27 protein-coding genes and 1 pseudogene are annotated in these 25163 nt (G+C 37.5%); 4 read left to right on the top strand and 24 right to left on the bottom strand.

The genetic code is table 11. The features are described 5' to 3' along the window. The first annotated feature begins 302 nt into the window (after nucleotides 1–302). The 4 genes from alaS to OPR48_RS02890 all read left to right on the top strand — a co-directional run bounded on the left by alaS (nucleotide 303) and on the right by OPR48_RS02890 (nucleotide 6459). On the top strand, nucleotides 303–2885 hold the full coding sequence (gene alaS, locus OPR48_RS02905) for an alanine--tRNA ligase (protein ID WP_265026504.1): 2583 nt from the start codon (nucleotides 303–305) through the stop codon (nucleotides 2883–2885). A gap of 406 nt (nucleotides 2886–3291) precedes the next feature. Then, entirely contained in the window at nucleotides 3292–4788 is a 1497-nt protein-coding gene (gene gatA, locus OPR48_RS02900) for an Asp-tRNA(Asn)/Glu-tRNA(Gln) amidotransferase subunit GatA (protein ID WP_265026503.1), read from the top strand. Nucleotides 4789–5233: 445 nt separating this feature from the next. Further along, on the top strand, nucleotides 5234–5518 hold the full coding sequence (locus OPR48_RS02895) for a hypothetical protein (RefSeq protein ID WP_265026017.1): 285 nt from the start codon (nucleotides 5234–5236) through the stop codon (nucleotides 5516–5518). Then, a complete protein-coding gene (locus OPR48_RS02890) occupies nucleotides 5503–6459 on the top strand; it encodes an IS5 family transposase (protein ID WP_265025454.1) in 957 nt (318 codons plus the stop codon). Before OPR48_RS02895 ends, OPR48_RS02890 begins: the two co-directional genes overlap by 16 nt. 151 nt (nucleotides 6460–6610) lie before the next feature. Here the strand turns inward: OPR48_RS02890 and OPR48_RS02885 are convergent, their stop codons facing one another. The 24 genes and pseudogenes from OPR48_RS02885 to OPR48_RS02770 all read right to left on the bottom strand — a co-directional run bounded on the left by OPR48_RS02885 (nucleotide 6611) and on the right by OPR48_RS02770 (nucleotide 25145). Further along, nucleotides 6611–7534, bottom strand: a complete 924-nt coding sequence (locus OPR48_RS02885) for a hypothetical protein (RefSeq protein ID WP_265026502.1) — start codon at nucleotides 7532–7534, stop codon at nucleotides 6611–6613. Beyond that, entirely contained in the window at nucleotides 7509–9188 is a 1680-nt protein-coding gene (locus OPR48_RS02880) for a recombinase family protein (RefSeq protein WP_265026501.1), read from the bottom strand. The genes OPR48_RS02885 and OPR48_RS02880 overlap by 26 nt, the downstream gene beginning before the upstream one ends. Nucleotides 9189–9363: 175 nt before the next feature. Then, nucleotides 9364–11019, bottom strand: coding sequence for a recombinase family protein (locus OPR48_RS02875; protein WP_265026500.1), 1656 nt, complete (start codon nucleotides 11017–11019; stop codon nucleotides 9364–9366). Continuing rightward, nucleotides 10928–11155, bottom strand: a complete 228-nt coding sequence (locus tag OPR48_RS02870) for a hypothetical protein (RefSeq protein ID WP_265026498.1) — start codon at nucleotides 11153–11155, stop codon at nucleotides 10928–10930. Before OPR48_RS02870 ends, OPR48_RS02875 begins: the two co-directional genes overlap by 92 nt. 203 nt (nucleotides 11156–11358) lie before the next feature. Then, on the bottom strand, nucleotides 11359–11490 hold the full coding sequence (locus tag OPR48_RS02865; RefSeq protein ID WP_265026497.1) for a hypothetical protein: 132 nt from the start codon (nucleotides 11488–11490) through the stop codon (nucleotides 11359–11361). 7 nt (nucleotides 11491–11497) lie between these two features. Continuing rightward, nucleotides 11498–12067 carry an ankyrin repeat domain-containing protein gene (locus OPR48_RS02860; RefSeq protein WP_265026496.1) on the bottom strand — a complete coding sequence of 190 codons (570 nt, stop codon included), beginning with the start codon at nucleotides 12065–12067 and terminating at the stop codon, nucleotides 11498–11500. Between the two features lie 259 nt (nucleotides 12068–12326). Beyond that, the gene (locus OPR48_RS02855; RefSeq protein WP_265026495.1) at nucleotides 12327–12929 is read right to left on the bottom strand and encodes an ankyrin repeat domain-containing protein; all 603 of its coding nucleotides are present in this window, start codon (nucleotides 12927–12929) and stop codon (nucleotides 12327–12329) included. A 174-nt stretch (nucleotides 12930–13103) separates the two neighbouring features. Next, nucleotides 13104–14264, bottom strand: coding sequence for a phage tail protein (locus OPR48_RS02850; RefSeq protein ID WP_265026612.1), 1161 nt, complete (start codon nucleotides 14262–14264; stop codon nucleotides 13104–13106). Beyond that, entirely contained in the window at nucleotides 14264–15055 is a 792-nt protein-coding gene (locus OPR48_RS02845) for a baseplate assembly protein (RefSeq protein WP_265026494.1), read from the bottom strand. Before OPR48_RS02845 ends, OPR48_RS02850 begins: the two co-directional genes overlap by 1 nt. Before the next feature lie 2 nt (nucleotides 15056–15057). After that, a complete protein-coding gene (locus OPR48_RS02840; RefSeq protein WP_265026493.1) occupies nucleotides 15058–15393 on the bottom strand; it encodes a GPW/gp25 family protein in 336 nt (111 codons plus the stop codon). 2 nt (nucleotides 15394–15395) lie between these two features. Beyond that, complete coding sequence (locus OPR48_RS02835) at nucleotides 15396–15650, bottom strand: PAAR domain-containing protein (protein ID WP_265026492.1); 255 nt, start codon at nucleotides 15648–15650, stop codon at nucleotides 15396–15398. A 3-nt stretch (nucleotides 15651–15653) separates the two neighbouring features. After that, nucleotides 15654–16118 carry a phage baseplate assembly protein V gene (locus tag OPR48_RS02830; RefSeq protein ID WP_265026491.1) on the bottom strand — a complete coding sequence of 155 codons (465 nt, stop codon included), beginning with the start codon at nucleotides 16116–16118 and terminating at the stop codon, nucleotides 15654–15656. Then, nucleotides 16105–16581, bottom strand: a pseudogene (locus OPR48_RS02825) (hypothetical protein). Before OPR48_RS02825 ends, OPR48_RS02830 begins: the two are co-directional and overlap by 14 nt. 3 nt (nucleotides 16582–16584) lie before the next feature. Further along, nucleotides 16585–17103 carry a phage tail protein gene (locus OPR48_RS02820; protein ID WP_265026490.1) on the bottom strand — a complete coding sequence of 173 codons (519 nt, stop codon included), beginning with the start codon at nucleotides 17101–17103 and terminating at the stop codon, nucleotides 16585–16587. Further along, nucleotides 17104–17409, bottom strand: a complete 306-nt coding sequence (locus OPR48_RS02815; RefSeq protein ID WP_265026489.1) for a head-tail joining protein — start codon at nucleotides 17407–17409, stop codon at nucleotides 17104–17106. 96 nt (nucleotides 17410–17505) lie between these two features. Next, on the bottom strand, nucleotides 17506–18510 hold the full coding sequence (locus OPR48_RS02810) for a major capsid protein (RefSeq protein WP_265026488.1): 1005 nt from the start codon (nucleotides 18508–18510) through the stop codon (nucleotides 17506–17508). A 165-nt stretch (nucleotides 18511–18675) separates the two neighbouring features. Continuing rightward, entirely contained in the window at nucleotides 18676–19044 is a 369-nt protein-coding gene (locus OPR48_RS02805; protein ID WP_265026487.1) for a head decoration protein, read from the bottom strand. 153 nt (nucleotides 19045–19197) lie between these two features. Then, nucleotides 19198–20286 carry a S49 family peptidase gene (locus OPR48_RS02800; RefSeq protein ID WP_265026486.1) on the bottom strand — a complete coding sequence of 363 codons (1089 nt, stop codon included), beginning with the start codon at nucleotides 20284–20286 and terminating at the stop codon, nucleotides 19198–19200. After that, nucleotides 20283–21701 (bottom strand): phage portal protein, encoded by a 1419-nt coding sequence (locus tag OPR48_RS02795; protein ID WP_265026611.1) that lies wholly within the window; start codon nucleotides 21699–21701, stop codon nucleotides 20283–20285. Before OPR48_RS02795 ends, OPR48_RS02800 begins: the two co-directional genes overlap by 4 nt. Then, nucleotides 21701–22393: a glycoside hydrolase family 25 protein gene (locus OPR48_RS02790; protein WP_265026485.1), complete on the bottom strand. Its 693-nt coding sequence runs from the start codon at nucleotides 22391–22393 to the stop codon at nucleotides 21701–21703. Before OPR48_RS02790 ends, OPR48_RS02795 begins: the two co-directional genes overlap by 1 nt. After that, nucleotides 22390–22614, bottom strand: a complete 225-nt coding sequence (locus tag OPR48_RS02785; RefSeq protein ID WP_265026484.1) for a gpW family protein — start codon at nucleotides 22612–22614, stop codon at nucleotides 22390–22392. Before OPR48_RS02785 ends, OPR48_RS02790 begins: the two co-directional genes overlap by 4 nt. Further along, the gene (locus OPR48_RS02780; RefSeq protein ID WP_265026483.1) at nucleotides 22607–24430 is read right to left on the bottom strand and encodes a phage terminase large subunit family protein; all 1824 of its coding nucleotides are present in this window, start codon (nucleotides 24428–24430) and stop codon (nucleotides 22607–22609) included. The genes OPR48_RS02785 and OPR48_RS02780 overlap by 8 nt, the downstream gene beginning before the upstream one ends. Next, nucleotides 24427–24660 carry a hypothetical protein gene (locus OPR48_RS02775; RefSeq protein WP_265026482.1) on the bottom strand — a complete coding sequence of 78 codons (234 nt, stop codon included), beginning with the start codon at nucleotides 24658–24660 and terminating at the stop codon, nucleotides 24427–24429. The genes OPR48_RS02780 and OPR48_RS02775 overlap by 4 nt, the downstream gene beginning before the upstream one ends. Next, complete coding sequence (locus tag OPR48_RS02770; RefSeq protein ID WP_265026481.1) at nucleotides 24660–25145, bottom strand: hypothetical protein; 486 nt, start codon at nucleotides 25143–25145, stop codon at nucleotides 24660–24662. The genes OPR48_RS02775 and OPR48_RS02770 overlap by 1 nt, the downstream gene beginning before the upstream one ends. Nucleotides 25146–25163 lie beyond the last annotated feature (18 nt).

Below are 25163 nucleotides of genomic sequence, written 5' to 3'. Positions count from 1 at the left end.
TCCTTTCTTTCTCTCCATTTTTTCTGGGTAAGGTCACTATCCATTTCCTGCTTATTTGTTGTTTCTTTCGCATGCTATTCTTGGTGTTCTGGAATTCTTTTGGCATTTCATACTCCTTAAATTAATTAATAAAATATTACTACATATATGATGAATAAATTATTTTAGTCTATAATTTTTATTAAAATTTTTATATAAGAGTTATATATATTATACTAAATAATATATATCAATATTTAGATTGATAAATTGATTTTATTTCCATTGCAGCTTATTATTCATAAATACTCTCAATAAAAATAATGAAGTTAAGTGAAATCAGAGAAAGATTTATAAAATTTTTTGTAAGTAACAATCACAAGCAGGTTCCTTCTTCTCCTTTGATTCCAGAACATGACCCAACGCTCATGTTCACAAATGCTGGTATGGTGCAGTTTAAAAATATTTTTACTGGTGCTCAAAAAACTGAAATGAAACGTGCTGTCTCAAGTCAAAAGTGCCTAAGAGCAGGCGGTAAACACAACGATCTTGAAAATGTTGGCTATACAACTCGGCATCACACATTTTTTGAAATGCTCGGAAATTTTAGCTTCGGTGATTACTTTAAGGAAACTGCGATAGAATTCGCGTGGAAATTTATCACTAAGGAGTTGTCTCTTGATAAAAACAGACTATCCATAACCGTCTATCATACTGATGATGAGGCATACGAGATTTGGCGTAAGGTAAGTGGCTTTTCAAGTGATAAAATCATAAGAATTGCAACGGATGACAACTTTTGGAGTATGGGAAGCACTGGCCCGTGCGGTCCATGTTCTGAAATTTTTTATGATCACGTAAATCCTAACCTACAAGATGACGACAGGATTGTTGAAATCTGGAATCTGGTATTCATGGAGTTTAACAAAGATGAAGAAGGTAATTTACACAAATTGCCAAAAAAATGCATCGATACTGGAATGGGCCTTGAGAGAATAGCTACTGTAATGCAAAATGTCCATGATAACTACGATATTGATCTATTTTCTGCTCTGATAAATAAATCACAAGAGTGCTGTGGAAGAACGGAAAATAAAATAGTGCATAAGATCGTAGCAGATCATCTTCGTGCAGCTACATTTCTCATCGCAGAGGGGGTGCTCCCTGGAAATGAAGGCAGGAATTACGTATTACGCAGATTAATTAGGAGAGCCGCGCGTTATATCCACCTGCTTGGATATAATGATTCCCTACTCCATCGCATTTTTCCGGCGCTGATAGATAGCACGAATTCGGCTTATATGGGAGATGTTTATCCTGAATTAGTCAGGGCCAAAAGCTTAATAGAAACGACGTTAAAATCAGAGGAAGAAAACTTTAAAGACACTTTGATGAAAGGCATTAATCTATTGGAAAAATTCACTGCAGATTTAAAACCAGGTGACACTCTGCCTGGAGAATTAGCGTTTAAGCTATATGATACTTATGGATTTCCTTTGGATATTACACTTGATATTTTAAAAGAGAGAAAAATAAATTTTGACCAGAAAGGTTTTGATGATGCAATGGAAGAGCAAAAAGAGAAAGCACGTGCTAAATGGGATGGATCTGGTGAAAAATCTGTTGAGCAAGTATGGTTTGATTTGATCGATAAATTTGGCAAAACAAAATTTGTTGGTTATGAGTTCAATGAAGTAAGTGATGCGAAAATACTAGCTATAGTTTCCTCTAAAAATGAAATAATTGATTCTGCAAAGGAGGGAGAGAAGATAACCATTATATTTGATAAAACACCTTTTTATGGCGAGTCAGGTGGACAAGTGGGAGATACTGGCAGTCTGATCAAACCTGGTAGAAGTATTATTATAGTCGAGAATACCAATAAGGTTAATGACCTATATTTGCACAGATGCATAGTTAAATCTGGCTCAATGTGTAAAGGTGATACAGTTGCAGCAAGCATTGACAAGGAAAGAAGGCAAACCTTAAGAAGAAATCATTCAGCTACACATCTTCTGCACTTTACACTCAGAAAAATTCTAGGTGATCATGTCACTCAAAAAGGTTCCCTAGCTGCACCAGATAGACTGAGATTCGACTTTAGTCATAACACTCAAGTCGCTCAGGATCAGTTGTTTTGGGTAGAGGATATGGTAAACTCTCTAATCAGAGAAAATCTTTCCGCATCTACAAAAATTCAAAGCATGAATCAGGCAATAGACGAAGGAGCTATGGCGTTGTTTGGTGAGAAATATGGTGATCAGGTTAGAGTTGTAAATATTGGAGATTCGAAAGAGCTATGTAGTGGCACGCACGTTGAACATACTGGAGAAATCGGTTTATTTAAGATAGTAACAGAGAGTTCTGTTGCTTTTGGAGTGAGGAGAATTGAAGCTTTAACTGGTCAAGAAGCAACCAATTATGTACGTGATAATGAAATTCACTTAAAAAAAGTTGCAGAATTCGTAAAAGCGCCAGCAAGTGAAATAATAAACCGATTAAATATTTTAAATCAAGAGCGCAAGAAATCCGAAGCTAAAATAAAAAACCTATATAAAAAGCTTGTGAGTGCAGAGAATATAAAAAGCACTGAAATAAATGGAATAAATTGTGTAAGCCATGCTTTTACCAATATTCCAGCGAATATAATAAGAGAATTTATTTTACAGCAACAAAAACCAAGAACGGTAATAGCTTTCACGGCAACAGAAAAAGATAAAACAGTTTTGATTATTAAAGTAAGTAAAGACTTAATCAATAAGATTAGCGCAAAAGAACTAATATCAATAGCAGTTGAAAAGAATTGTAGTGGGAATGCTGAACTTGCACAAACAGGCTGTGATAGCAATAAAATAGATGATGCCATTACAGCCATTTATAGCAAAATAACAGCTTCTAAGGACTAATACACTCTACGTCATACCGCCACGAACCGTCATACCGCGAATGAATCGCGGTATGACGGTTCGTGGCGGTATGACGTAGAAGCTATACTTTTATACTCACCAACTCAGTATCCAATTTGGATCCAAGTAGTCTGGGCACTTTAGACAATGTTACAAAAAATATTATAGAATTTAAGAAGATAATCCCTAGAAAATTCCCACGTTCAAAGGTAAGTCGTGTATAATGTTGTTTAATGTTTTGAATAGAAGAGTAGGCGGCATAATTTAAGGCGTATTGCCAACTTAATCATAAACCCATTTTGGTGAATCTAAATTACCTTAGCTACATTTCTAGCTGTAACTATAAATGTATGGATTTTTTATCGTACTATGTTACAATTAATGTCTTGCTAAAAATTAAATATTAATGAACGAACTAAGAAAGTTAAGTATTACACAAATGCATGACGGGCTCAAAAAAAAGAGTTTTTCTGCCGTTGAACTCGTAGAGGCGCACATTAGTGCGGTTGAAAATGAGAAATTAAATGCATTTATAACAAAAACCCCAGAGATAGCAATGAAAGCTGCTAAAGCTGCAGATGAATATTTCTCTAGGCAAAAGGATGATTTAATCTCGCCGCTCATGGGTATACCAGTTGGCATCAAAGATCTACTCTGTACAAAAGGAATAAAAACAACAGCATGCTCAAAAATGCTGGAAAATTTCGTTCCGACTTACGAATCTACGGTGTCTGACTTGCTTTTAAAAAGTGGAGCAGCCATGCTCGGTAAGCTTAATATGGATGAATTTGCTATGGGTTCTGCGAACACAAACAGCTATTTTGGCCCTGTTGAAAATGTGTGGATTAGAAAAAGTGATGGGGAAAAAGTTGTTCCTGGTGGATCATCTGGTGGATCTGCAGCATCGGTTGCTGGATTTTTATGCGCTGGAGCGTTAGGGAGCGATACCGGTGGATCTGTACGCCAACCAGCAGCTTATTGTGGAGTAGTTGGAATAAAGCCAACTTATGGAAGATGCTCGCGTTTTGGTATGATTGCATTTGCGAGTTCTCTGGATCAAGCAGGAGTCATTACTCGTTCTGTCTCTGATTCAGCATTAATGCTGGAAGCAATTTGTGGCTATGATACAAAAGATTCAATATCAAGCGAAAAGCCAGTGCCTAAATTTTCTAGCTTCATAAATGGTGATGTCAAGGGTAAGCGTATTGGTATACCAAAAGAATATAGGATGGATGGAATTTCAGAGGAAATAGTCCATAATTGGGAGAAAGTTGCTTCCTATTTAAAAGAAAATGGCGCTGAAGTTGTTGACGTTACTCTGCCACATACTAAATATGCAATACCAGTCTATTATTTAATCTGTTCTGCTGAAACTTCATCCAATCTTGCTCGTTACGATGGTGTGCGTTATGGATTAAGGGTTGATGCTGATACCCTTGAAGAAATGTATTCACTAACAAGAGCAGAAGGTTTTGGTAAAGAGGTGAAAAGAAGAATTTTAATTGGCGCTTATGCGCTTTCCTCAGGTCATTACAATGAATATTACGAAAAAGCGCAGTGCATTAGGGCATTAATCAGAAATGATTTTATAAAAGCGTTTGAAAAAATAGATTACATACTTGTGCCATCTGCTCCAACAGAAGCTTTTGGCTTAAATGAAAAGCCAGATCCGCTAATTATGTGCATCAATGATGTGTTTACTGTGCCGGCAAGTCTGGCAGGATTGCCTGCTATTTCTGTTCCTGTAGGACTCTCCAATGAGGGTTTACCACTTGCCTTGCAAGTAATTGGAAATTATTATGACGAAGCTGGAATATTAAATGTGGCAAGTGTGATAGAGCAAAATTGCGGCAGAACAATTAGCACTGATTTCCATCCAAAAGAGTGTCATTCCAGCGCGTGAAGCTGGCATAAAACGGAACTAGAATTAAATGCAAAAATTGCTTTACAAGCTTCGCCAGCCCCCTTATCATGAAACTGAAGGTATTCAGTTATCTTCATCTGTGTAGATTAAACAGCAAAAAAACAACGTACTTGGCGTCTTATTTTTAATTTTTCGCACTATGTGCACCTTATGTCTTCACAATATTTCTGGGTTTTTACCCATATAAGCTGAAACGCGCTTATAAGTCGTTTAAGACAGTATAGTACGCCAATTTGAAGGATTAGAGAGTGAACACTAATTACCACGGGGTTTCTTTTGCCTTTTTTTCTGCTTAGTAAATTTCTTAAACATTTAAACAAAGGTGAGTTGCATTTAAAAGCAGCTAAATTGCAGTGTTTAAGACTTAAAAAACGCCAATACTGAAAATAGATAGTAATCGGGGCTTCTTTTGCCTTTTTTTCGTTTGGTAAATTTCTTAATGTTTATAGCTAAAAGAGCCCAAGAGAGGTGTCATTCCAGTGCCCCTGTGATGTCATTCCAGTGCTTGACACTGGAATCCAGTTTTCCATATAATCTCATCGAAAACGTTGTAACCACTTTCTATGCTAGTTTGCTTGTAAATAAGCAAACTTTCCTGGATCCCAGTGGGCTTTGTTGCATAGCAACCGAAAAAATCTGGTGGCTACTGACAAAATTCATTATAAATAACCATTTAACTGTTGAAGAAAAAATATGCCACAGAAAATGAAAGTCAGTAACCAAAATGAATATAACAAATTTCTCCAGGAAAGAGGAAATATTTTTCATTATATCAATGAAGCCATAGAAAATTGGTATGAAAATAGTCCAAAAATGCAAGGCGGCAACTATATTTACAGTGATAAAGTTGTGATTTTGGTGCATATAATTGTCAATCTTTTTAGAATTGGTTTAAGACAAACGGTGGGGTTTATAAAAGGATATATGCAACAAATAGGAAGAGATTTAGCAGTTATCAGCTATTCACAAGCATCAAGAAGGTTTAAGAAACTTAATATTAAGATCAATGATTGCAGAATTGATAAAAATAATATGGAAGACATCGAAATTGCTATAGATAGTACAGGTATCAGCATTTACAACAATACCCCTGGTCACAGCAAGGAAAATAGCGCTGACAGAAAATATCGTGGCTATGAACAGACAAGAAAATTGCATGTAATGTTGAATATAAACAGCAAAAAAGCCATAGCTGTAAAATACAGTAACGGTGTCTACTCTGATCACTATGGAGCTTGCGATTTGCTTAAAGAAGTTAATTTTCAGCATGTCATAAAAGCACTATATGCAGATAGGGCATATGATAGGCACAAGTTTTACAAATTGTGTCACGAATATGATATAAAGGCAAAAATTCCACCAATAAACAATGCGGCAGAACATCCAGAAATAGATTATATGTCTGACAGAAATGCTGCTATTAGGTTAATAAAATTATACGGTGAAGATGGCGTGAAAGAATGGAAAAAAGAAGTAAATTATGGGAAAAGATCTTATATTGAAGGGTTTTTCTCAAGATTAAAGCAAATATTTGGATTCAGCTTTAGGAATAAATCCGAAGTAAATCGCGAAAAAGAATTGCTGATTAAGTGCTATTTGCTTAATCAATTTACTGAAATTGGTATGGCTAAATTTGAAATGGCTACATGATATTTATCGTAAATTACTACCAGTATAAGGTGCGATGCAACAAAGCCATTCCAGCGTCACGGGCTACCCTCCTTTGTCATCACAAATAACCCATAGGTGTCATCCAGTACTGGGATCCGGTGTTCTTTATCACATAAGTAGCTAACACTAGCTATCTCGATGGTGTATTACCATTCCCTCTTGCTGCACGTTCATTCAATACATCAGTAACTTTTGACTTAGGATTTCCTTTAGCATCACTTGCAGAACTACGCTGATCAGCACTAGATTTTCCATTATTATTAGTTCCTGATGGAGCTTGCCAAGTATCAATTGGATAATCGTGTTTAATAGTGGCAGATTCTTTTCTTTGAGCGTTCCTTTCAGCAACTTTTTTTGCAAGCTTAGCGTAAGGGTCATACGTTTCCTGCTTATTAGTAGATTTGATTCCTTCCTTGTTAACACTATTAATATTACCATTTAGACGGCTTTCTGCGCAACTAGCAGACCCACTTTTCTTCTCTTTATTATTGTTTCCTTGTTCATCAGCGGGCCGTCTAGCAGACTTGTTTTCCTTTCCATTATCAAGCTTGTTTCCTTGTCCATTAGTGGGCGGCGTGGTTCCTCTTCCATTAACACTAGTATTTGGACGCCTTTTTTCGGAACTAATATGCCTTGCTGTACCAAAATCAAATTTTACCCCACTTGCCACAGGCTTCTCCGGAACTTTCTGTGGACACACCTCTTTCTTCGGTTCAGGCTTCGCTTTTTTCTCTTCTTTCACTTTTTCTGGTTTTTGTGAATTTTCATGATATTTTCTTTCAAGCTCAGTAATACGCAATAGATGTTTCAAAGGATCTGACACAATTTCAAGTTCTGGTTTGCTCAGAACAACTGGCCTTACAAACCCAGATGAGACGTCAAAAAGGGAAACTGGCACTTTAGATTTTTCTCTTTCATCCATCTTTGTTTCTACGTCTTTATGAACTTCTTTATTTTCTTCCTTTAATGATGTTTTTTCTGCTTTTTTATCTTCTTTTTCTTTAGATGCCTCTGCCACAGCCGCCAACTCAACTCCAAAAATCTCTGCGAACATTGTAACAATCCATCCGACAACGGCCAGCTGTAACTTGAGTTTCAGGAACCCTAGGACAATGTTGCATATTTTGATTTTGCCCATTCTGAGCAACAAATTCCTTTATTCGAAATACTATAGTTATATCATCAACATTTACCTCTATTCTTTTAACTAACTTTCTTATTACACCACGCTTTTCTAACCAATCATATTGATTAATCTCTGACTCGATTCCGGAAGAAAACTTCTTTATGCTGCTTATGATAATTGCAAACTCTTGCTGTGTCTCTTTCTGATCTTTCATCCTTTCTTTTTCCTCTTCCACTTCTTTTAAGTGTCCTTTCATTTCTGTGATTCTTGACTCAAATTCCTCTCGATTTATGTACTCGTTAGTATAACTATCAATCAGCCTTGAAATGCCTCGTTTTAATTTGCTTTCTTGCCTCTCAAGATCTTGCTCCAATGGTGACTCTTTGCTTCCCTCCAGTCTTTGTTGGTATTCATTCATCATCCCTTCCGGCTCATTCAATATGCTTTTTACTTTTTCCCATATAGCCATCTCTAATACATCTGCATGGACCGGTTTACTGTTACATATTCCCCTAACACTACTGCTAAAAGCATATATGGTGCTACAACGATAATAGTAGTTAATCCCTCCTTTTTTTTTACTCCCACCACGCACACCGCAATAAGCATATCTACAGTGTTGACACACAATTAAACCTTGTAGCAGGTACGCTGCTTTCCTTTTCTGTATTCTCGCTCTTTCTCTATTTTCAGCCAGTTGTTCTTCCACTGCATTAAATAATGCCTCATCTACTATCCTTGGTATTGGAATGTAAATCCAATTCTCTTTACTTGGATAAGTAAGAGAACACCTTTGCTGGCTGCCAGCATTTCTTTGTGGTCTTACTCTTGGTTTTGCTGGATTTGACTTAGTTTTACCAAATGCTGCTTGCCCTTTATACGCAGGATTTTTTAATATCTGCTGGATGGTGCTTCGGTTCCACATCTCTCTTCCTTTTTGTGTCCTTACTGACCTTTCTTTTAGCCTACGTATTGTTTCATTAATGCTTACTCTTTCTTCACCTATCCACATGAACAGTTTTTTTACTATTCTCGCCTCTTCTTCATTAATTTCAAATCTCCTTTCTTCACCTGTTGTGCCACTCTTTATGTATCGATAACCATAAGGCGCTACAGCCATTACACTTACACAGCCTTTTCTTGCTGCATGCAGTCTTCCTCGGCGATTCCTCTCCATAATCTTTGCTCGTTCATACTCTGCTATTGCTCCTTGCATTTGTAGTAGTAAATTAGATTCTGGACTATTACCAACCTGATGGTTTAAAAAGATCACCTCTGCTCCTGCTTTTTGAAATTCTTCCAGCAATATCATCTGATGTACGTAATTACGTGATAACCTATCTGGTGAGTGAATATAAATTTTATCAATTTTTCCTTCTGCTACTTTATCACGTAATTCATCTAAACCAGGGCGCTCTAATTTTGATCCACTATACCCATTATCTATGAATTTATGCTCATTTAGTAGCTCGTGCTTATCCTCATTAATTCTACTTGCCAACTCAGCTACTTGACTTTCTATTGTTCCTTCTTGTGCTTGCCTCTTCGATGAAACTCTTGCATATAAGCTCACTACTTTCATTTGTCCCTTTCTTTCCTCCTTTAACTTCTCACACTAGACTCATAACAGCTTTTGACGGTTTGTTGTTCTTACAGTTAGGAGCTTTTCTGTGAAAAACTGACTATTCTAATTCTGTCTTACAATTTTTCCTACAAATGCAACTTTTGTTTTCCCCATCTACTATATCAATTCTTTTTTATTGACCTTGCCTATTTCTATCATAAATTGCTGCGCCGTACTCGCTTTTTGGTCGTGCAATTCTTTCTCTGATAGCTTGTATATCTTGATTTTGTTTATTTTGGGTAACAAATTCTTTTATTCGAAATACTATAGTTACATTATCAACGTTAATCTCTATTCTCTCAACTAACTTCCTTACTACACTACGTTTATCTAACCAATCCAATTGATCAAGCTCTAATTTTATCCCAGAAGAAAACTCCTTTATGTTACCTATTATAGTAGTCAACTCTTCCTGTACCTCTTTCTTATCTTTTATCCTTTTCTTTTCCTCTTCCTTTTCTTTTAAACGCTGTTTCATTCCTTTGATTCTTAACTCGAATTCCTCTTGATTTATATATCCACTTGCATAACTATCAATCAGTCCAGAAATACCTCGTTTTAATTTGCTTTCTTCCCTCTCAAGACCTTCCTCCAATAGCAACTCTTTACTTCCTAGCAGGTGCCGTTGATATTTATTTATCAACCTTTCTGGTTTCTTCAATATACCTTTTACTTTTTTCCATATAGTTGTTTTTAATGCATCTGCTTGCACCGGTCTATTGCCGCATGCTTCCTTATAACTTGGAGCAATACAACGATAATAATAATGATAGTAGGTTCCCCTCCTATTTATAGTAGATGCACCGCAATAAGCATATCTACAGCGTTGACACACAGTTAAACCTTGTAGCAGGTACGCTGCTCTCCTTTTCTGTCTTTTCACTCTTTCTCCATTTTCAGCCAGTTGTTCTTGTACTGCATTAAACAATCCTTCATCAACTATTCTTGGTACTGCAATATAAATCCAATTCTCTTTATCTTGAGAGTACATAGAATAACTTTTCTGCCTACCAGCATTCCGTTGTGGCCTTACTTTTGGTTTTACTTGGCCTACCTTAGTCCTGCCATACACTGCTTGCCCTTTGTATACAGGATTTTTTAATATCTGCTGGATGGTGCTTCGGTTCCACCTCTCTTTTCCTGTTTGTGTTCTTATTGACCTTTCTTTTAGTCTACATATTGCCTCTATAGTTCTTATTCTTTCTTCCCCTACCCACATGAACAATTCTCTCACTACTTTTGCTTCCTCTTCATTAATTTCAAATTTCCCTTCTTCGCCTATTCCACCCTTTTTTATGTACCGATAACCATAAGATGCTTTGCCTATTACACTGACACTGCCTTTTTTTGCCGTACTGATCCTCCCTCGTCTATACCGTTCTATCATCTTCGCTCGTTCATATTCCGCTATTGCTCCTTGCATTTGTAATAGTAGGCTTGACTCTGGGCTCTTATCTGTCCTGTGATTTAAAAAGATCACCTCTACTTCTGTTTTCTCAAACTCTTCCAGCAGTATCATCTGGTATACATAGTTACGTGATAACCTATCTGGTGAATGAATATAAATTTTATCAATTTCTCCTTTTCCTATTTTATCGCGTAACCTATCTAAACCGGGACGCTCTAAATCTGATCCACTATACCCATTGTCTATGAATCTATACTCATTTAGTAGCTTGTGCTCATCTTCACTAATTCTACGCTCCAACTCCGCTATTTGACTCTCTATTGTTCCCTTCTGTGCTTGCTTTTCTGATGATACTCTCGCATATAAACTCACTACTTTCATTTGTTTCTTTCTCTCTATTTTCTTTTTTTCTCTTTATTAATCTCTCTATCAGTTGCCCGTATACATCCGATAAGCGTTTATCTGCTAACTCATCAGGCTCATATCGACAGGTCACAGTTAACGTTCTTTTTCTCATAATTTCTCCTGTAAATGTTTTTGTAGTTCAGGAGCCTGACCACTCCCTTTTTCCATAAATCCATTTATCAGCTACTCTTGCGAAAAAGACGCAACTGTTAACCTTCGTTTTGTTTTACTTTTATGCAAAATTTTAGAAACACATAGCTGCACTCCGCTATCTTTCATCAATTAAGCACTCTCCCAAATTATCAAGCTTCTTTTTTACATCCATAAGCTCTTTCTTGTGCCTTTTCCCTCAAACAACTCCTTCCATATTTTCCTCAGTTCTACCAACTTTTTTCCCTCCAATGATAAAATTTCCCTTTTTCCCATAATTACCTCTTTCTTAGCCACAGCCCTTCTAAATTTTTTCATCCACAAGCTCTTCCTTTGCCACTATCACACCTGCTGCCGTACTTTCCGATACAACCCTTATTCTTTCTATAAACTCCCTCTGTTTATTTACGATTTTTACGTTCTCTAACACTTCTTTTATCTCTTTATTATTTCTCGCATAATCCATTGGGGTCTTGCCAAATTTATCCTTTTGCTCTACATTTGCTCCGGCTTTTACTAGCTCTTCTACTATTTTTATCTCTGCTACCATGCACGCAAGGTGTAACGGGGCAAATTTGCTATTTCGTTCCACTGCGTTTACATCGACTCCTGCCTTTATCAGCTCTTTTGTATTTTCTAGACGTTGCCCCATGACTGCTAGGTGTAGTGGTCTATATTTCCCGGCATCTGCTGCATCTACATCTGCTCCCTTTTTGATTAATAACCTCACTTTTTTTGGATCTAAAATTCCCACTGCATAATGCAATATTGTTTTTCCCTTCTTGTCTTTTTTATTAATATTTTCAAATGAGCTCTCTAATAATTCTTTCCACCACTTATTAAACTCTTCCTTGCTTCTTTTACTAAATCTCATAATTACCCCAATATTAAACCATTATAAAATTGCCATTTTGGCTCACTTCAGCGCTTAGTAAATTTTGTTTGTTTACCAGCTACTTTTTCACTTAGGGCTGTTTTGGCATAAAAAGCAAGTTTTTTTTTACAAAATATACAAATTTTTTCCACATATTATATTAAGATATAAATCTATATATTTAATCTGTTAAATAATAGCAATTCCTCTCCTGCTGTTGTCAGCTTTTCTCTTCTATTTTTTCCATATATTTAGCCTCTTATTTCCTCACAAAAAGTCTGCAAACATCTACAGCCCTTTCCTCCACATCATTTAGCTTCTTTCCACCATTTACCACCTGCTTTTCCGATACCTTACTTATTTTTTCCATTAACTCCCTCTGTTTATTCACTATTTTTCCTCCATTTTTCTTTAACACCTTGCTTATCTCTTCATCACTTGCGTAATACATTGGGCTAAATCCTGATATACTTACCCGGTTTATTTCTGCCCCTGCTTTTATTAACTCTTCTACTATCTTTTTTCCACCTACCATACACGCTAGATGTAGTGCCGTATTTCCATCTTCTTCGGTTGCGTTTATATCTGCTCTGGCTTCTATTAATTCTTTTACGTTTTCCAGACGCATTCCAAGCGCTGCTGAGTGCAGTGGTATATAACCTTCGTTATCTCTTGCATCTACATCTGCTCCTTCCCATATCAGCCAGTTTACTTTTTTTCTCGTCGACATTTTTGCTGCTCGGTGCAACATTGTTTCACCGTTTTCATTTTTTCTATTTATATGCTTTTTAGACAATTTGCCTGCAAGCAACTCTTGAAATAATTCATTAAAATCATCCCTTTCTTCTTGACTAATCCACATGATGTACCTCACTATAAAACTTCCTAACTTCTAGCGTTTGGTAAATCTTTATTTGTTTACCTACACCTACCTAATTTATAGCTGTTTTGGCATGGAAAAGCAACTTCTTTTTTTCAAAAAACACACATTTTTACCGAATGTTAATGTAGTGTATGAAGATATAAGTATATATATTTAACTCATTAAACATATGACCTGTTTTTCTTCCCAACTTCTGTTCAAATGTCGATGTTCATGCCAAGTTAGTACACCTGGGTAAAACACTAAAATGTAATTTTCCGGTTCATGTATTGAATCCTTTTGCTCTGAATTTAAATCGCTTTCAAAATGAACATTGTGTTCTGCTAAACCAAATCTTATAACTTTCTGGTTGGTAAAATCTTCTACCTTGTAGTGGTGAGTAACGCTAAACCTTTCTAAAATTGGCTTGTACTTTAAGTTCCACAGTTCTTCAGACAGTTTACTACTTCCTAGTAAAAATTTACTTCCTTTTTCTTCCACACTACCAACTGGAAAACACGCGTTTATTTCTCCTAAGTTCCAGCTATCTGATAATACTATCTGCGCTTTAGCAAACTTAATTGCCGGTAATAAGCTCTGTGGTAGCGGATATAGCGCTTTGAAGTTATACCACAAATGATTTCTTTCATAAATACCGTTATAATTCTTTGTGTGAGGCTCTGTTTCTCCAAGTATTGCTACATCCAAGCGATATATGTCATTGCTTAAAGCTCGTTCATAATGATCGCGTAGATAATTTTCTACAATCCTAATAACTGGACCATGAGACCTGAAAAAATTTACTCTCCCAAATGATAACACTGGTCCATCTTTTTCGATCTTTGTACCAGAGTAGTCTGATAATAAGCTGCCAAAAAAACTCTCATCTAAAATGAACCTGCCAATATTGTAGTGATCGTTAAAAATCCTCATTAGCCTTGATCTTGCAGGTAATGATAGTTTTGCAAGCTCTACAACTGCATCGACGAAGAAGTCGTTTGGTACGTCTCTTATCCCTATCTGTAATTCAAAGAAATGTTTTCCTGGAGGTTCCTCAATAATTGTAATATCATCTATACTTGCCCATTTTAATGCTATTTTCAGTGCTTCTGGTGTGCCACGCAGTCTTTGAAATTTTATTCCTTCTTTTATCGCCTTTCCTTTGTCTTTTACCCAACGCAGAATTTCCCCCAATCCATATTCTTCTATTATCCACGGTAGTATTTCATCTTTAGGATTAAACTTAAATCCCCTTATCCTGCTTGGATCAACTTTGTAATCGATAGCCTCTACTATGGCTCTTTCTTCTTTTGTGCTATTAGGTGGAAGTAACATTAGCTTTTGCCCATTAATTCGATTTCTAGCTTGCCTAAACAAACGCACTCATTCCCCAGTACCACAACATCCTCTCTTGGCTCTATTAATTCCACGTTTTCTACTCCTTCTACGAACAAATTCGCTATAATCCACGCCCTTGTTACACTCCATCCCAATCTTTTCGTTGTTTCAAATTTTTCTATAAATCTCTTCTTCACTGTTTCAATAATATCTGGTCTTTTTATGCTAATTTTACTGTGGATAACTATTTCTATAATATTGCAACTTACCACTTCTATTGTATCTGTTAAAATCCTCACATCCTCCCTGTTTAGCTGATTTCTGACAATTTCTAGTAATTCTTCTGGCAGTGTGGATAATTGTGTTGATAAGATTGAAACTTGTACTTTTCCTGGTACAGGTGATTCTACTAATGCATCTTTTACTCTTGTATCTGCTGATAATGCATAATACCGATAATTTCCTCCAGTGCTCCAGCCAACTATTTTTGCCTTGATCCTTTTTCTAAAATGTTCATCCTTTTCCCCGTTCTCCCTTTCCACTCCGTAAAATTCAGCTAAATTATCAAGATCATTTCCCGTCGCAAACTTAAGTAAATTACTTTTTACCGCTTCGTTTATTCTTTCTCTGAGCAAAAGTTCTCGCCATGCTGCGACTTCTAATACCTTCATCGCTGGGTCACTTTCTACTAATGCTGTAAAGCTTGCATCACGCTTCACTAACTCTTCTTCCATCCTAGAAAAAATCTCTTCAAAGTTCAGTGGTTCAATAATGTTAGGCTGCTGCATCTTTATACTACAATTCCTTCAAAATGAATATTTTTCCCATTTGGTAGATAAATACCATCTAATGAAATATTGACCTTTCCTTCTTTCACCTCTGTGATTTTTACCTTTTCGAGTTTGAATCTTTTTTCCCATTTTTGTAGAGCTTCTGCTGTGGCCGAGAAAATTTCCAGCGTAAAATCCTTATTGATTGGCTTGTCAACTAATTCAAATACTCTAGAACCATACTCCCGTTTCATAATCCTTGATCCTATAGGAGTGGTTAAGATATCAATAATTGATTGTTTAAGATGGTCTATTCCTTCAAGCTCTTTTCCAGTTTTATTGCTCATCCCACGCATTTTTAGCTCGCAAATACATTTTTACTTCCACTTATCACTTTAAAACCACACGATACTAAGTCTCCTGTTCTTGTTACGCCAATACCATTTACAAATACGTTGTTTGATCCTTGTGTTAGTGTTTCCCCCATAGTCAAGATATCACCCTTACGACAAGCAGATCTACCGTTTACAAAAACGTCGTTACTACCACTCATACAAACATGTGCCGGTATTCCACTGCAATAATCCCCTATACAAACGATTGCTTTACCCATATTTTAGTTTAAATCTATTCTTTTTGCTTTGAGTTTTATTCCTTTTTTTGTCATCTCTATGCTTGATTCTCCTACTTTCAACGTTATTTTATCTACTACATCTATCTTAAGATGGTGCTTTTCTTGGTTATATGATAACTTTGTCCCATCTTTAAATACTACACTACTTATTTCCTTTTTATTCTCTGGAGGCGGATATTTCTCCTGATATATTGCTGGTAATACTACCCCCAAAGATAATTCCCCAAATGGCGATAATACTATTACTTGCTCATCAATATTCAGCGCAAACCAACTTCTATCTTCTCCTGCTCTTGCCGTTACCCACGGAAGCCAATCGGTTATAAATTCTCCTATTTTTACCCGCATTCTCGCTTTTTCATAGTCCACTTCTTTAACTAGACCTATACGAATAATATTCGCTAGCCTTCTATTTAGCTCTGCAATCGCAAAATTATGGTCCAACATTTATATTTCCCACGTTTATTCTATGTGCCTTAATTTTTCCCTTTTCCCAAATAGATTTACCAAGATGCAACTCATGCACCCAGTCCACCATCCACACTAAATACGCATCCAACTCTGGCCTAAAATCATCTCCTCCTCCTGATATAAATTCTCCTGGTGAAACATTTTTCACGTTCCAAGTATTTTTATTTACTACTCTTGCTACTTCTGCTGCTAATGATCTCACAATTATCGAGGCGTTTTCTACTGTACTATCAACTACCACTCTCGCCTCAAATCTTGCTCTAAGTGCCAATTACTCTGTTCCAGGATCTTTTCCCGGTTCTAAACTCACAAGCTCTACAAATAACGCTGGCGCTAATAATTCTTTTCTTATTGTTGGATACACTTCACATGTCTGTATTGCTGGGATTTCTTCTTTTAGCGTTTTACAAATCTTCTGATGTAGATCTCTCCAAAACATACGTTATGATCCTCTTAAAATAAAATTAAGTTCATGGTCGAAATACTTCTCAAATACTCTTTCTACTTCATTATCAACTAACTCTTTCATTGTTTCCCGAGCATGGGTGTTTATTTTAATTTCATCTATTGGCAAAGACGTGGTATACCTTCTTCTGAATATTCCTATATGACCATTTTTCATTATCGCTATGAATGCTCCTTCATACATACGGTTTCCTGCCTTTGCCCCTATTTTTGTCTGTTTTATACTCCCAAGTTTTGCTACTCCTATCCACTGGGAACTGAGCTTTACTACCGACCACAAACGCTTTCTATTTGCTTTATCCACACTTAACTTTTTTCTCATTGCTTTTTTTGGTATTTGTTTTTCTTCGCTAACTTGTTTGACAGTTTGCGATCTTACCCATAGTGCTGTTTTGTTTAATGCCCTCATCGTCGCTTTTTCCACTTTTTTCCTTTCAGCATCTATACTTTGTATTACCTTTTCAATACTACCGGTCACCTCGATGTTAATACGCATCTACACCCCTGACGCTTGAATTTTCCAGATCATTCCCGAATTATCCCTGAGCGGCGGTGAATGTACTCTGTATCTACACCTACCTATGGAAAAAGTATCTCCCACCATTGGCTTTAATACATCAAACACACTTACTTCTAAAGTCAAAATTTCTCCTACAAATTGTCCTTCACCAATCCCGTATAATTTATCTGGCTGTTGCTTTAATATCTGCACCATGTATGACTTATCCTTTGATTCATACAACGCTTGCTCTCCCAGGTGTGCAAAACAATCTTTAAATAATCTTTTTATTTTTTCTTGCATACCTTACCTTTATATAGTAACTTAAGAAGCACGCTAAGAAAGTGGCTATATTGGTAGGAGGGTTTGATTGAAGTCATTCTCTCCTTTTTGGCTCCTCTATGCTGCAATGATTTTTACTGATATCCCCGGACGGTGACACATCGGCAAAGGGTTTGATTGGGTATGAAGGTCAGTCCCTCTATCAAATCTCCTTGGCTCTTGTTTTGCATATAACGGTTGCCCTAGTGTATTTACTGTTTCATTGAAGTCCGCTGGGGCAAAGTAAGTAGTAAATGTGCTTGCTGTACCAAGTGGAAAACAGTGTCCCGTATCTTTTTCTATAAATCTTCTCACAATTCCTTCAGGGTCGGTTGCTTGCCCTCTATACTCCTCAAATGTTATTCCACAGAACGTAAATCCTGATTTCATGTCGTTCCTTAATGCTGCTCCTTCTTGCCATCTCTCGTATGCTTCTTTTACCTTGGTATGAGAAGTTAATGCATCGAAAAACTCAGGACTGACCAGCGCATGAATCCCCGTCATATATTCACCACTTAAGTTGTCCTCAACATGCCTCAATACTTCCAGACACTTACGCTTTACATCGGTGGTTGCTGTTCCCAGCGCAAAATTTACTACTTTCGGTGTAATTTCAAATTCGTTATAAAGGTTTAATAACTCTGACCCATCTGCATCAAGAATGATTCCCTTCAACGCACCCATCCGCAAATGTTCTAACGTTATCGCGTGTTTGTTTCTCATCAATTCCAGGTGATCTGTTACTACACTCGCCAGTGCTGTAAGTTCGCTTTCTGACCCAAATGCCCTTATCCCTTGCACTTCCTCGGGTAACACTACGTCATCATGGGGAATATGTGGTATCGTAAATGTTCTTATTTTTCGTTTTCCACGTTTTCCCACTGTTGCAGGCGCTCCCGGAACTTGCGTTGGTAATAAACTCAATACTCCGTTTTGCTCTTCTATCGTAATATGTCGAAATCTTACTGATCTACTTGGAAATAAATTTAAGCTTTCTGTTCGACCATAATTTATCGGCAATATGTTTATTGCTTTAGTTAATTCCGTCATACTAAATGCTGGATTTGTAAATGGATTTTGCATTCTTTCCCCTTTCCCTTTAATGCTGTGTGTTTTAAGTTGTTTCTATGTAAGTTGCTGAGTCTGGTAGCTCGTTAAACTCCCTTGCGGATGACTATGCCACGTGCTTCAAGTTGCTTTATTGCTGCAGCTTTCTGCTCTTCGTGAGTTGCTGAGTCTGGTAGCTCGTTAAACTCCCTTGCGGATGATAACGCCTCGTGCGTCAAGTTGTTTTATTGCTGCAGCTTTTTGCTCTTCTGTTATATTTGCTGGCCACACAACTGCATGATCAGCTAGCATTGCTATACGTGTAATGATTACCGCTTTGGTGTTTTCCTTTGCGTTTACATCACTTGTTATTACACCTATCGCTGTTTGCGTGCCGTCTGTGGCCGTTGCATTTATAATTTTAATTAGATCATCTTTATCACAACCAACAACCGTACCAAGCTTTAGGTTCTGCCCCTTTGCTACTGTTATTTGGTCTCTTGAGTATAGATTAGACACTTCATATTTTAGAAGATCGCCTAAATTATTTCCTTCTGTTATACTTGTCATGTTTTTCTCCCTTTTTTACCTTTGTTTATTCCGCTGTGTTTATATTGATTATACGCCGCGGTTATAGTTGTGGCGCGTTTTAGCTATTTGTTTACCGCGGCGTTTGTTATTGCTATATTCCGCGGTTATGAGATATGCAACTACTAGAATGTCTTAAATACCTGATTGTATGCGGGCTTTAGCTACCTGCATCATTAAATCTTCTGATGAACTTTGTGGTATTGTACTCAGTATCTCTGTCTTCTTCGTTCTCTCTGCTAGTATCGACATTAATATTTCTTGGGCTTGTTTTGCATTTACATTCTGTTCGATAAATTCTCCTATCTTCTCTGGCATCTTTGATAAATTACATAATCGTATCACCTCTAATACTTCTCTACGACAGTTCTCGTAGCCTAAACATCTTCCTTGCTCAATTAGATCATCAATATCTATTGCTTGTTCTTTTGTCATACTAAAACTCCTACTTCTATGATTATTAATAAATTCAGAATATGTTATTACTTCATCAGCAAGTCCAATCTCTATTGCTTTCTCGCCAAAATATAGCCCTGCTTCTGTTGATTTGATTCTTTCCGTGGACAAATTTCTGTTTCTTGCTATGAGACGGGAAAGCATTTCATATAGGCGGTCTACTTCCTCTTGTAAGCTTTCCACACTTTCTGATGTTATTGGCTCATGCGGATTTAAATCGTTCTTTCGACTTCCAGCAAAAACAGTTGTATATTTTATCCCTTGCTTTTCATCAAATCCACTTTGATCTATATGACTTGCTATTACTCCTATGCTTCCTACTCCTGATGTTCTCGTTACCAATACTTCTTCAGCACTTGACGCTATCGCATACGCTGCAGAATATGCATCATCATTTGCTATCGCTATTATCCTCTTTTTTCCTCTTGCACTGTAGATAAAATCAGCAAGGTCAAATAAACCGTTTACTTCTCCTCCAGGGCTGTCTATATCCAAAATTATTGTTTCTACTTCTTCATCTATTAAAGCTTCTTCTATCTCTTCACGTATCTTCTCATACGATGTCATCCCCAACACATCATCAAAAGCTTCTGAATTCTTCGTCAAGATTCCATGTATTGGTATTACTTTTATTCCCCTTTCACTATTTCTTACTGCATGTTTTATGTTTTTAAAAATCGGCTGCTTTCCTGCATTTAATGACAATAAATCAAAACTTCTTTGCTCTATCATCATCGGCTTATTCAGCCATATCGCTTGGTTTTTCATATTATCTCTTGATTGGTAGTAACGTCAGAATCAAAACCTAATCCCAAGGAACTAGCACGCCTTTGATCTTCAGCAATCTCCTGGTCTATTTCCTCTATATCATAACCAAGTTCCGAAACCACCTCCGACCTGCTCTTAAACCCATTCCTTACCGCCATTTGCTGTGCTTGCTGGTCTTTTAGTGGATCTACCCAATCAAATCCTTGTGCTATCCATTTTACCTCTTTCGCCGCTTCTTTTGCCCATTCTTCACCTATGTCCAGTTCTCCAGATAGTATTGCTAATTCTAACCACCTATCCCATACCGGACGGCAAAATTGAAATACCATTATGTTATGCTGTAACATTCCGCACCTCCTACGAAACTCTATTAACCCAGCTCTTATTGATGAATAATTGACACCACTTAGATCTCCTGTTAGCTGCTCGTAAGTTATTCCCATGCCTACTGCTATTGCCCTCAGTTGCTGCTTCATGAATGCTTCATAACTTCCTCCTACATCTGATGATTCGGAAAATTTTATATCTTCTCCAGGGTCTAAAAGCTGCATAGTTCCAGGTTCTAAGCCCGATAATGCTACTCCTTGCTCATTGCTTTCTCCTTCTCCCATGATGTTTGCTTCAGGATCAAGTCTCGTAATAAACCCTGCAAACATCGCTGCAGTCTTTTTTCTCACCAGCTCTGCATCATCGTATTGATCAAGTTCATAGAGCTTTAAAAGTACTGTAGAAAGCCACGGTACTCCTCGAATCTGCCCGGGCCTCTGTAGTCTATAGATATGTAAAACATCATTTGCTGGCACTCTCACTGATTCGCCAAACGAGCCTTCACCTGGATGTTCTCTAAATAGGTAATACGCTTCTCTTTGCCCAAGTCGGTTAAATTCAATGCCGTTTCTAATTACATTACCGTTGGCAAGGGTTTGATTGCTCTTATTGTCTAAATGCTCTGACTCAAGTACTTGTAATTGCAACGGCACACAAAGACCATCTTCTCGTTTTCTTGTTCGGAGTCTTACAAAACATTCTCCTCCTTCTATCATGCTTCTACATACAAGAGCTTGTAATCCATAAAAATCACTTGCTCCGCTACTGTCTGCTTCATCTGTCCATCTCAGCCATAACTCTTGCACTTTTTTCCGAAACTCTGCATCCTTGGCTTTTGATTGCGGTTTTATTCCTGTCCCAACGCAATTACTCACTATCGTATCGATTATGTTTGCTGCATAGGAGTTCTTTCTTACCATGTCACGTGAACGACTACGCAGGTGTTCAAGGCTCTGGGAAAGTAAGCTATTTATACTTCCTGACTCTGGTTGAAAGTGCAATAATCTCCTTCCTGAACCTGATGCATCCCAGGCTGAGCTCTTGATTTTTGGTTTGCGGAATAATTGTTTGAAGGTTTTTAGTAACATCATGATATCCAAAAATCTTGTAACTCTTCCAATGTCCCGTTGAATTTGTTCCTATCGCATGGTCCTATGCCTTCTACTGAATTTGGTTTAGGACCTGTTTTACCATCGGTATACTGCCATAAAGTCCATTTTTTCCATCCTATTGGTAGTGTTGGCTCTGCTCCCCATTTTGATAACCATAGTGAGCATTCAGTTAAAGTTGGAGTGGAAAAATCCTTGAGAAAATACGCATTTCCATAAATTAACGGCAAACGTCCCGTTACTACATAAACCCGATTAACAAAGTCTTCAGCTTGTTTTGGTGTTATACTTTCTCCATCTTTATTTTCTTCAATGTCGAGGGCTAGCAATATACTTGAACTATCGCCAATTGTCTCTAAAAAATGATCAGCTTGGTCTCTGCCGCTTTTTTCCCCGATACCAAAATGGTATGCTCCCCAAAGCAATTCCTCTTCTTCAGCGGCTTTTCTTCTTTTTGCATACTCAGGATCTATGTACTTCACCCCTTGCGTTGCTTTATGAATGATGCCAGCTATACCATCTTCTTTAGCTAATTTGAAATCTACATTTTTATTCCAATGGGAAATGTCTATTATTGCATTTACAAGCATCCCTGGTGTACCAGTGGCTATAATATACCTTAAATGCTCCAAAAAGTCTGGGTATTCATTTTCCATCATATAACTTCTCATATAACTCCTTTACTAGTTGCAATAACAATCTTTCTCTTCGGCTTCACACCTGCAACTTTTAACTCTGCTTTGATTCGTTGCCTGAGCTCCAATAAATCCTTTATTTGAACTTCCCCATACCGAACTACATGGTCACCATATGCAATTGAGACAACCCTTTCCCCGCTCTGTAGCTTCTTTATCGCTTCTTCTACTTGTGCTAAGTATTCTTCACTATACATTTTGCTCACTCAGCCACTTACTTTTTCTCACTCTTTTTGCCTTTTTAGCTTTTTCACCTGCTAAACTTTCCCATTTACTCTCTGGCCATCTATCTATTCCCAGTGCTATCGATGCTGCTCTTGCATAAACTCTGCAATCTAGTACTTCATTTCGGTCTCTTATCTTTTGCCATTCTTGTTTGGTATACCCTTTTACTACCTTGGTAATTAGTTGCTCTGCGGTTAGCTGCTTAAAATATTCAGGTGGATACTCTGGAAAATGACAATACCCCGGAGCCCCTTCTGTTAAAACATTAAGTAATTGGAAAAGCTCGGACTTCAATATCGATACCCCAACTGGCCACAGCTTCATTCCTCTCTTTAGCTTTTGTCCGCTAACTGTTACATCTACTCTACTTGGGCTGTTAAGTGGCACTAGCGCTTTGTTTGCCCCTTTTACTGCCATTACTCTCCCAGAGCCTTGGTGACCTCTTACCCAGTTATAAACCTCTTGCGTTGCATACCCTGCATCTACCGCCATCATACTTATCATGTATTCAAGCCCATTTTCACCGATAAAATGATGATTTAATAATTCCGAAAGTTTTCCCCATACTTCTTCCCCTCCCGGATCTCCTTCAAATACCTGGTAGTCTATTGACCAACTTTCTCGGTTTCTTCCCCATGCTACAATCTCTGCCTCTAAACGATCTTTTTGTACATCAACCCCTGCCGTTAACACTATTTTTCCACCTTTTGGCACCGTACCTATCGGAAAATTTTCTCGACGCTCAAATAGTTGCTTCCAGTCTGGTACTTCTCCTTTATCTACCCAGGTTTCTCCCAGCGTTGTGTTGATCCAAACTTTTAATAATTGCTCATTTTCTTTACTATGCAGATAATCTTCTACTGCTTGTTTCCAACTATACCAGCCTACTGGGCTATACAAGCTTGAAAGGTGGAATCCTATTTTTGCCCCTTCTTTTGCCTCTTTTTTTCCTTCTTTCCCTGTAGCTCTCCATTCACCTCTAGCTAGCATCTCTGTTTTCTGATGATTTTTTATTTCTCCCCTACACTCTATGCAAACGTAGTGGGCTGTTGAGGGTTCTTTATCTTCCCACTTTATCTGTGGCCATTTCAGCACCTGATAGTGATCACAATGTGGACAAGGTACAAAAAAGTATCGTTTGTCTGAACTCTCAAATTCCTTCTCTATTCTGCTTATTCCATGAACCGTTGGTGTTGAAACCAAAAAAATCTTTCGACGGGCAAAAGTATTAGTTCGGGCTATGCTGAGTAAAACTGGATCTCCTGGATATGCATCTACTTCATCAAGAAAAAGATATTTTACCGGCATTGAACGCAGACCCACTGGACTGTTTGCTCCAGTTACTACTACCGTTCCTCCCGGAAATTCCTTACTTTGTACAGTGTTGCCTGAATCTCTCGACCTTGGATCTTTTATTTTACTCCTTAAACATGATGTATCTTCAATGAGCGGCGCAAATCTTCCCTTTGACCAACGCTTGCCCATTTCTACTGTTGGCTGTACTACCAGCATAGGGACTGGTGTTTGATCGATAATATAGCCGATCCAGTTATTTCCTGCCTCTGTTCCTCCTATCTGCGCTCCTTTCATGAATATTACTTTTTCAGCCGATGAAGATGGCGACAGTGAATCCATTATTTCTCTGAGGTATGGCGTTCTCTCTGTTCTCCATTTTCCTGGCTCTGATGACGCTATCGTTGAAAGTTGACGATTCTTATCTGCCCACTCTGATACTTTAAGTGGTGAATCTGGCTTCAGCCCTATACAAAAGCTATTGCTATAAATCATAGTGTTATTTGCTGCTGAAATTTTGCTACTTTCACATCGGTCAGAATAGAACGTTTGCAGTAGACATCAGTTGCATCTTTAGCAAAACAACTTAGAATAATGACTGCAATTATTCCTGCATACGCTGTAGAAATAGAGATGCTTATAGCTATTGAGCCTATTATTATAAGGCGTCTACTAATTTTCTTTAATAATTTTAAATTATTTGAATATAAATTAACAGCAGTCATTAAAATGTATTTTTCGATAATTCTTCGAGGGCATTGGTAATCTCTTCTGTTAACGTCTCATGGATCTTCTCTGTGTCATTCATCGATGCCAGTAATGCTGATACTCTGTCTGGGATATTCAAAAGATTATTTCTCACTACTCTTGCCACGTTAAATGCTTCAGTCTTTACTTCTTCTACTGAGATAAGTTCACCAATTTCAGCTTTTGCCTCAAGCAGTTTTCCCCGCTCCATCTCATTTTTTATCCGCGTTTTTAGCAACATCGTGGAAAGTTTATTATCTCCCCTTTCTTCACCTTCTGGATTTTTTCTCCTCAGTGGTTGACTTGGATCTCGTATTGCTGCCACCGCTTCATTTGCTTGTTCTCGGTCAATCAAACCATCCTCCAGCTCAACTATTCCTTTTTTTACTAAATAACAGACGTATTGCTTTGAAACTCCTAGTTCTCTTGCCCATTCTGTCTGCGTGATTTTCCCTCTTTTCACCTTTCTTTCCCCTCTTTT

Source organism: Wolbachia endosymbiont (group A) of Bibio marci, from assembly GCF_947251645.1.
Taxonomy (GTDB): domain Bacteria; phylum Pseudomonadota; class Alphaproteobacteria; order Rickettsiales; family Anaplasmataceae; genus Wolbachia.
This window is presented reverse-complemented; position numbering and strand designations above follow the sequence as displayed.

What these genes read in the sequence shown, in the direction of transcription:
- alaS (WP_265026504.1), top strand. Translation starts at nt 303, where the DNA reads ATGAAGTTAAGTGAAATCAGAGAAAGATTTATAAAATTTTTTGTAAGT.
- gatA (WP_265026503.1), top strand. Translation starts at nt 3,292, where the DNA reads ATGAACGAACTAAGAAAGTTAAGTATTACACAAATGCATGACGGGCTC.
- OPR48_RS02890 (WP_265025454.1), top strand. Translation starts at nt 5,503, where the DNA reads ATGCCACAGAAAATGAAAGTCAGTAACCAAAATGAATATAACAAATTT.
- OPR48_RS02885 (WP_265026502.1), bottom strand. Translation starts at nt 7,534, where the DNA reads ATGTTCGCAGAGATTTTTGGAGTTGAGTTGGCGGCTGTGGCAGAGGCA.
- OPR48_RS02880 (WP_265026501.1), bottom strand. Translation starts at nt 9,188, where the DNA reads ATGAAAGTAGTGAGCTTATATGCAAGAGTTTCATCGAAGAGGCAAGCA.
- OPR48_RS02875 (WP_265026500.1), bottom strand. Translation starts at nt 11,019, where the DNA reads ATGAAAGTAGTGAGTTTATATGCGAGAGTATCATCAGAAAAGCAAGCA.
- OPR48_RS02870 (WP_265026498.1), bottom strand. Translation starts at nt 11,155, where the DNA reads ATGAGAAAAAGAACGTTAACTGTGACCTGTCGATATGAGCCTGATGAG.
- OPR48_RS02860 (WP_265026496.1), bottom strand. Translation starts at nt 12,067, where the DNA reads ATGAGATTTAGTAAAAGAAGCAAGGAAGAGTTTAATAAGTGGTGGAAA.
- OPR48_RS02855 (WP_265026495.1), bottom strand. Translation starts at nt 12,929, where the DNA reads ATGTGGATTAGTCAAGAAGAAAGGGATGATTTTAATGAATTATTTCAA.
- OPR48_RS02850 (WP_265026612.1), bottom strand. Translation starts at nt 14,264, where the DNA reads ATGTTACTTCCACCTAATAGCACAAAAGAAGAAAGAGCCATAGTAGAG.
- OPR48_RS02845 (WP_265026494.1), bottom strand. Translation starts at nt 15,055, where the DNA reads ATGCAGCAGCCTAACATTATTGAACCACTGAACTTTGAAGAGATTTTT.
- OPR48_RS02840 (WP_265026493.1), bottom strand. Translation starts at nt 15,393, where the DNA reads ATGCGTGGGATGAGCAATAAAACTGGAAAAGAGCTTGAAGGAATAGAC.
- OPR48_RS02835 (WP_265026492.1), bottom strand. Translation starts at nt 15,650, where the DNA reads ATGGGTAAAGCAATCGTTTGTATAGGGGATTATTGCAGTGGAATACCG.
- OPR48_RS02830 (WP_265026491.1), bottom strand. Translation starts at nt 16,118, where the DNA reads ATGTTGGACCATAATTTTGCGATTGCAGAGCTAAATAGAAGGCTAGCG.
- OPR48_RS02820 (WP_265026490.1), bottom strand. Translation starts at nt 17,103, where the DNA reads ATGCGTATTAACATCGAGGTGACCGGTAGTATTGAAAAGGTAATACAA.
- OPR48_RS02815 (WP_265026489.1), bottom strand. Translation starts at nt 17,409, where the DNA reads ATGCAAGAAAAAATAAAAAGATTATTTAAAGATTGTTTTGCACACCTG.
- OPR48_RS02810 (WP_265026488.1), bottom strand. Translation starts at nt 18,510, where the DNA reads ATGCAAAATCCATTTACAAATCCAGCATTTAGTATGACGGAATTAACT.
- OPR48_RS02805 (WP_265026487.1), bottom strand. Translation starts at nt 19,044, where the DNA reads ATGACAAGTATAACAGAAGGAAATAATTTAGGCGATCTTCTAAAATAT.
- OPR48_RS02800 (WP_265026486.1), bottom strand. Translation starts at nt 20,286, where the DNA reads ATGAAAAACCAAGCGATATGGCTGAATAAGCCGATGATGATAGAGCAA.
- OPR48_RS02795 (WP_265026611.1), bottom strand. Translation starts at nt 21,701, where the DNA reads ATGTTACTAAAAACCTTCAAACAATTATTCCGCAAACCAAAAATCAAG.
- OPR48_RS02790 (WP_265026485.1), bottom strand. Translation starts at nt 22,393, where the DNA reads ATGAGAAGTTATATGATGGAAAATGAATACCCAGACTTTTTGGAGCAT.
- OPR48_RS02785 (WP_265026484.1), bottom strand. Translation starts at nt 22,614, where the DNA reads ATGTATAGTGAAGAATACTTAGCACAAGTAGAAGAAGCGATAAAGAAG.
- OPR48_RS02780 (WP_265026483.1), bottom strand. Translation starts at nt 24,430, where the DNA reads ATGATTTATAGCAATAGCTTTTGTATAGGGCTGAAGCCAGATTCACCA.
- OPR48_RS02775 (WP_265026482.1), bottom strand. Translation starts at nt 24,660, where the DNA reads ATGACTGCTGTTAATTTATATTCAAATAATTTAAAATTATTAAAGAAA.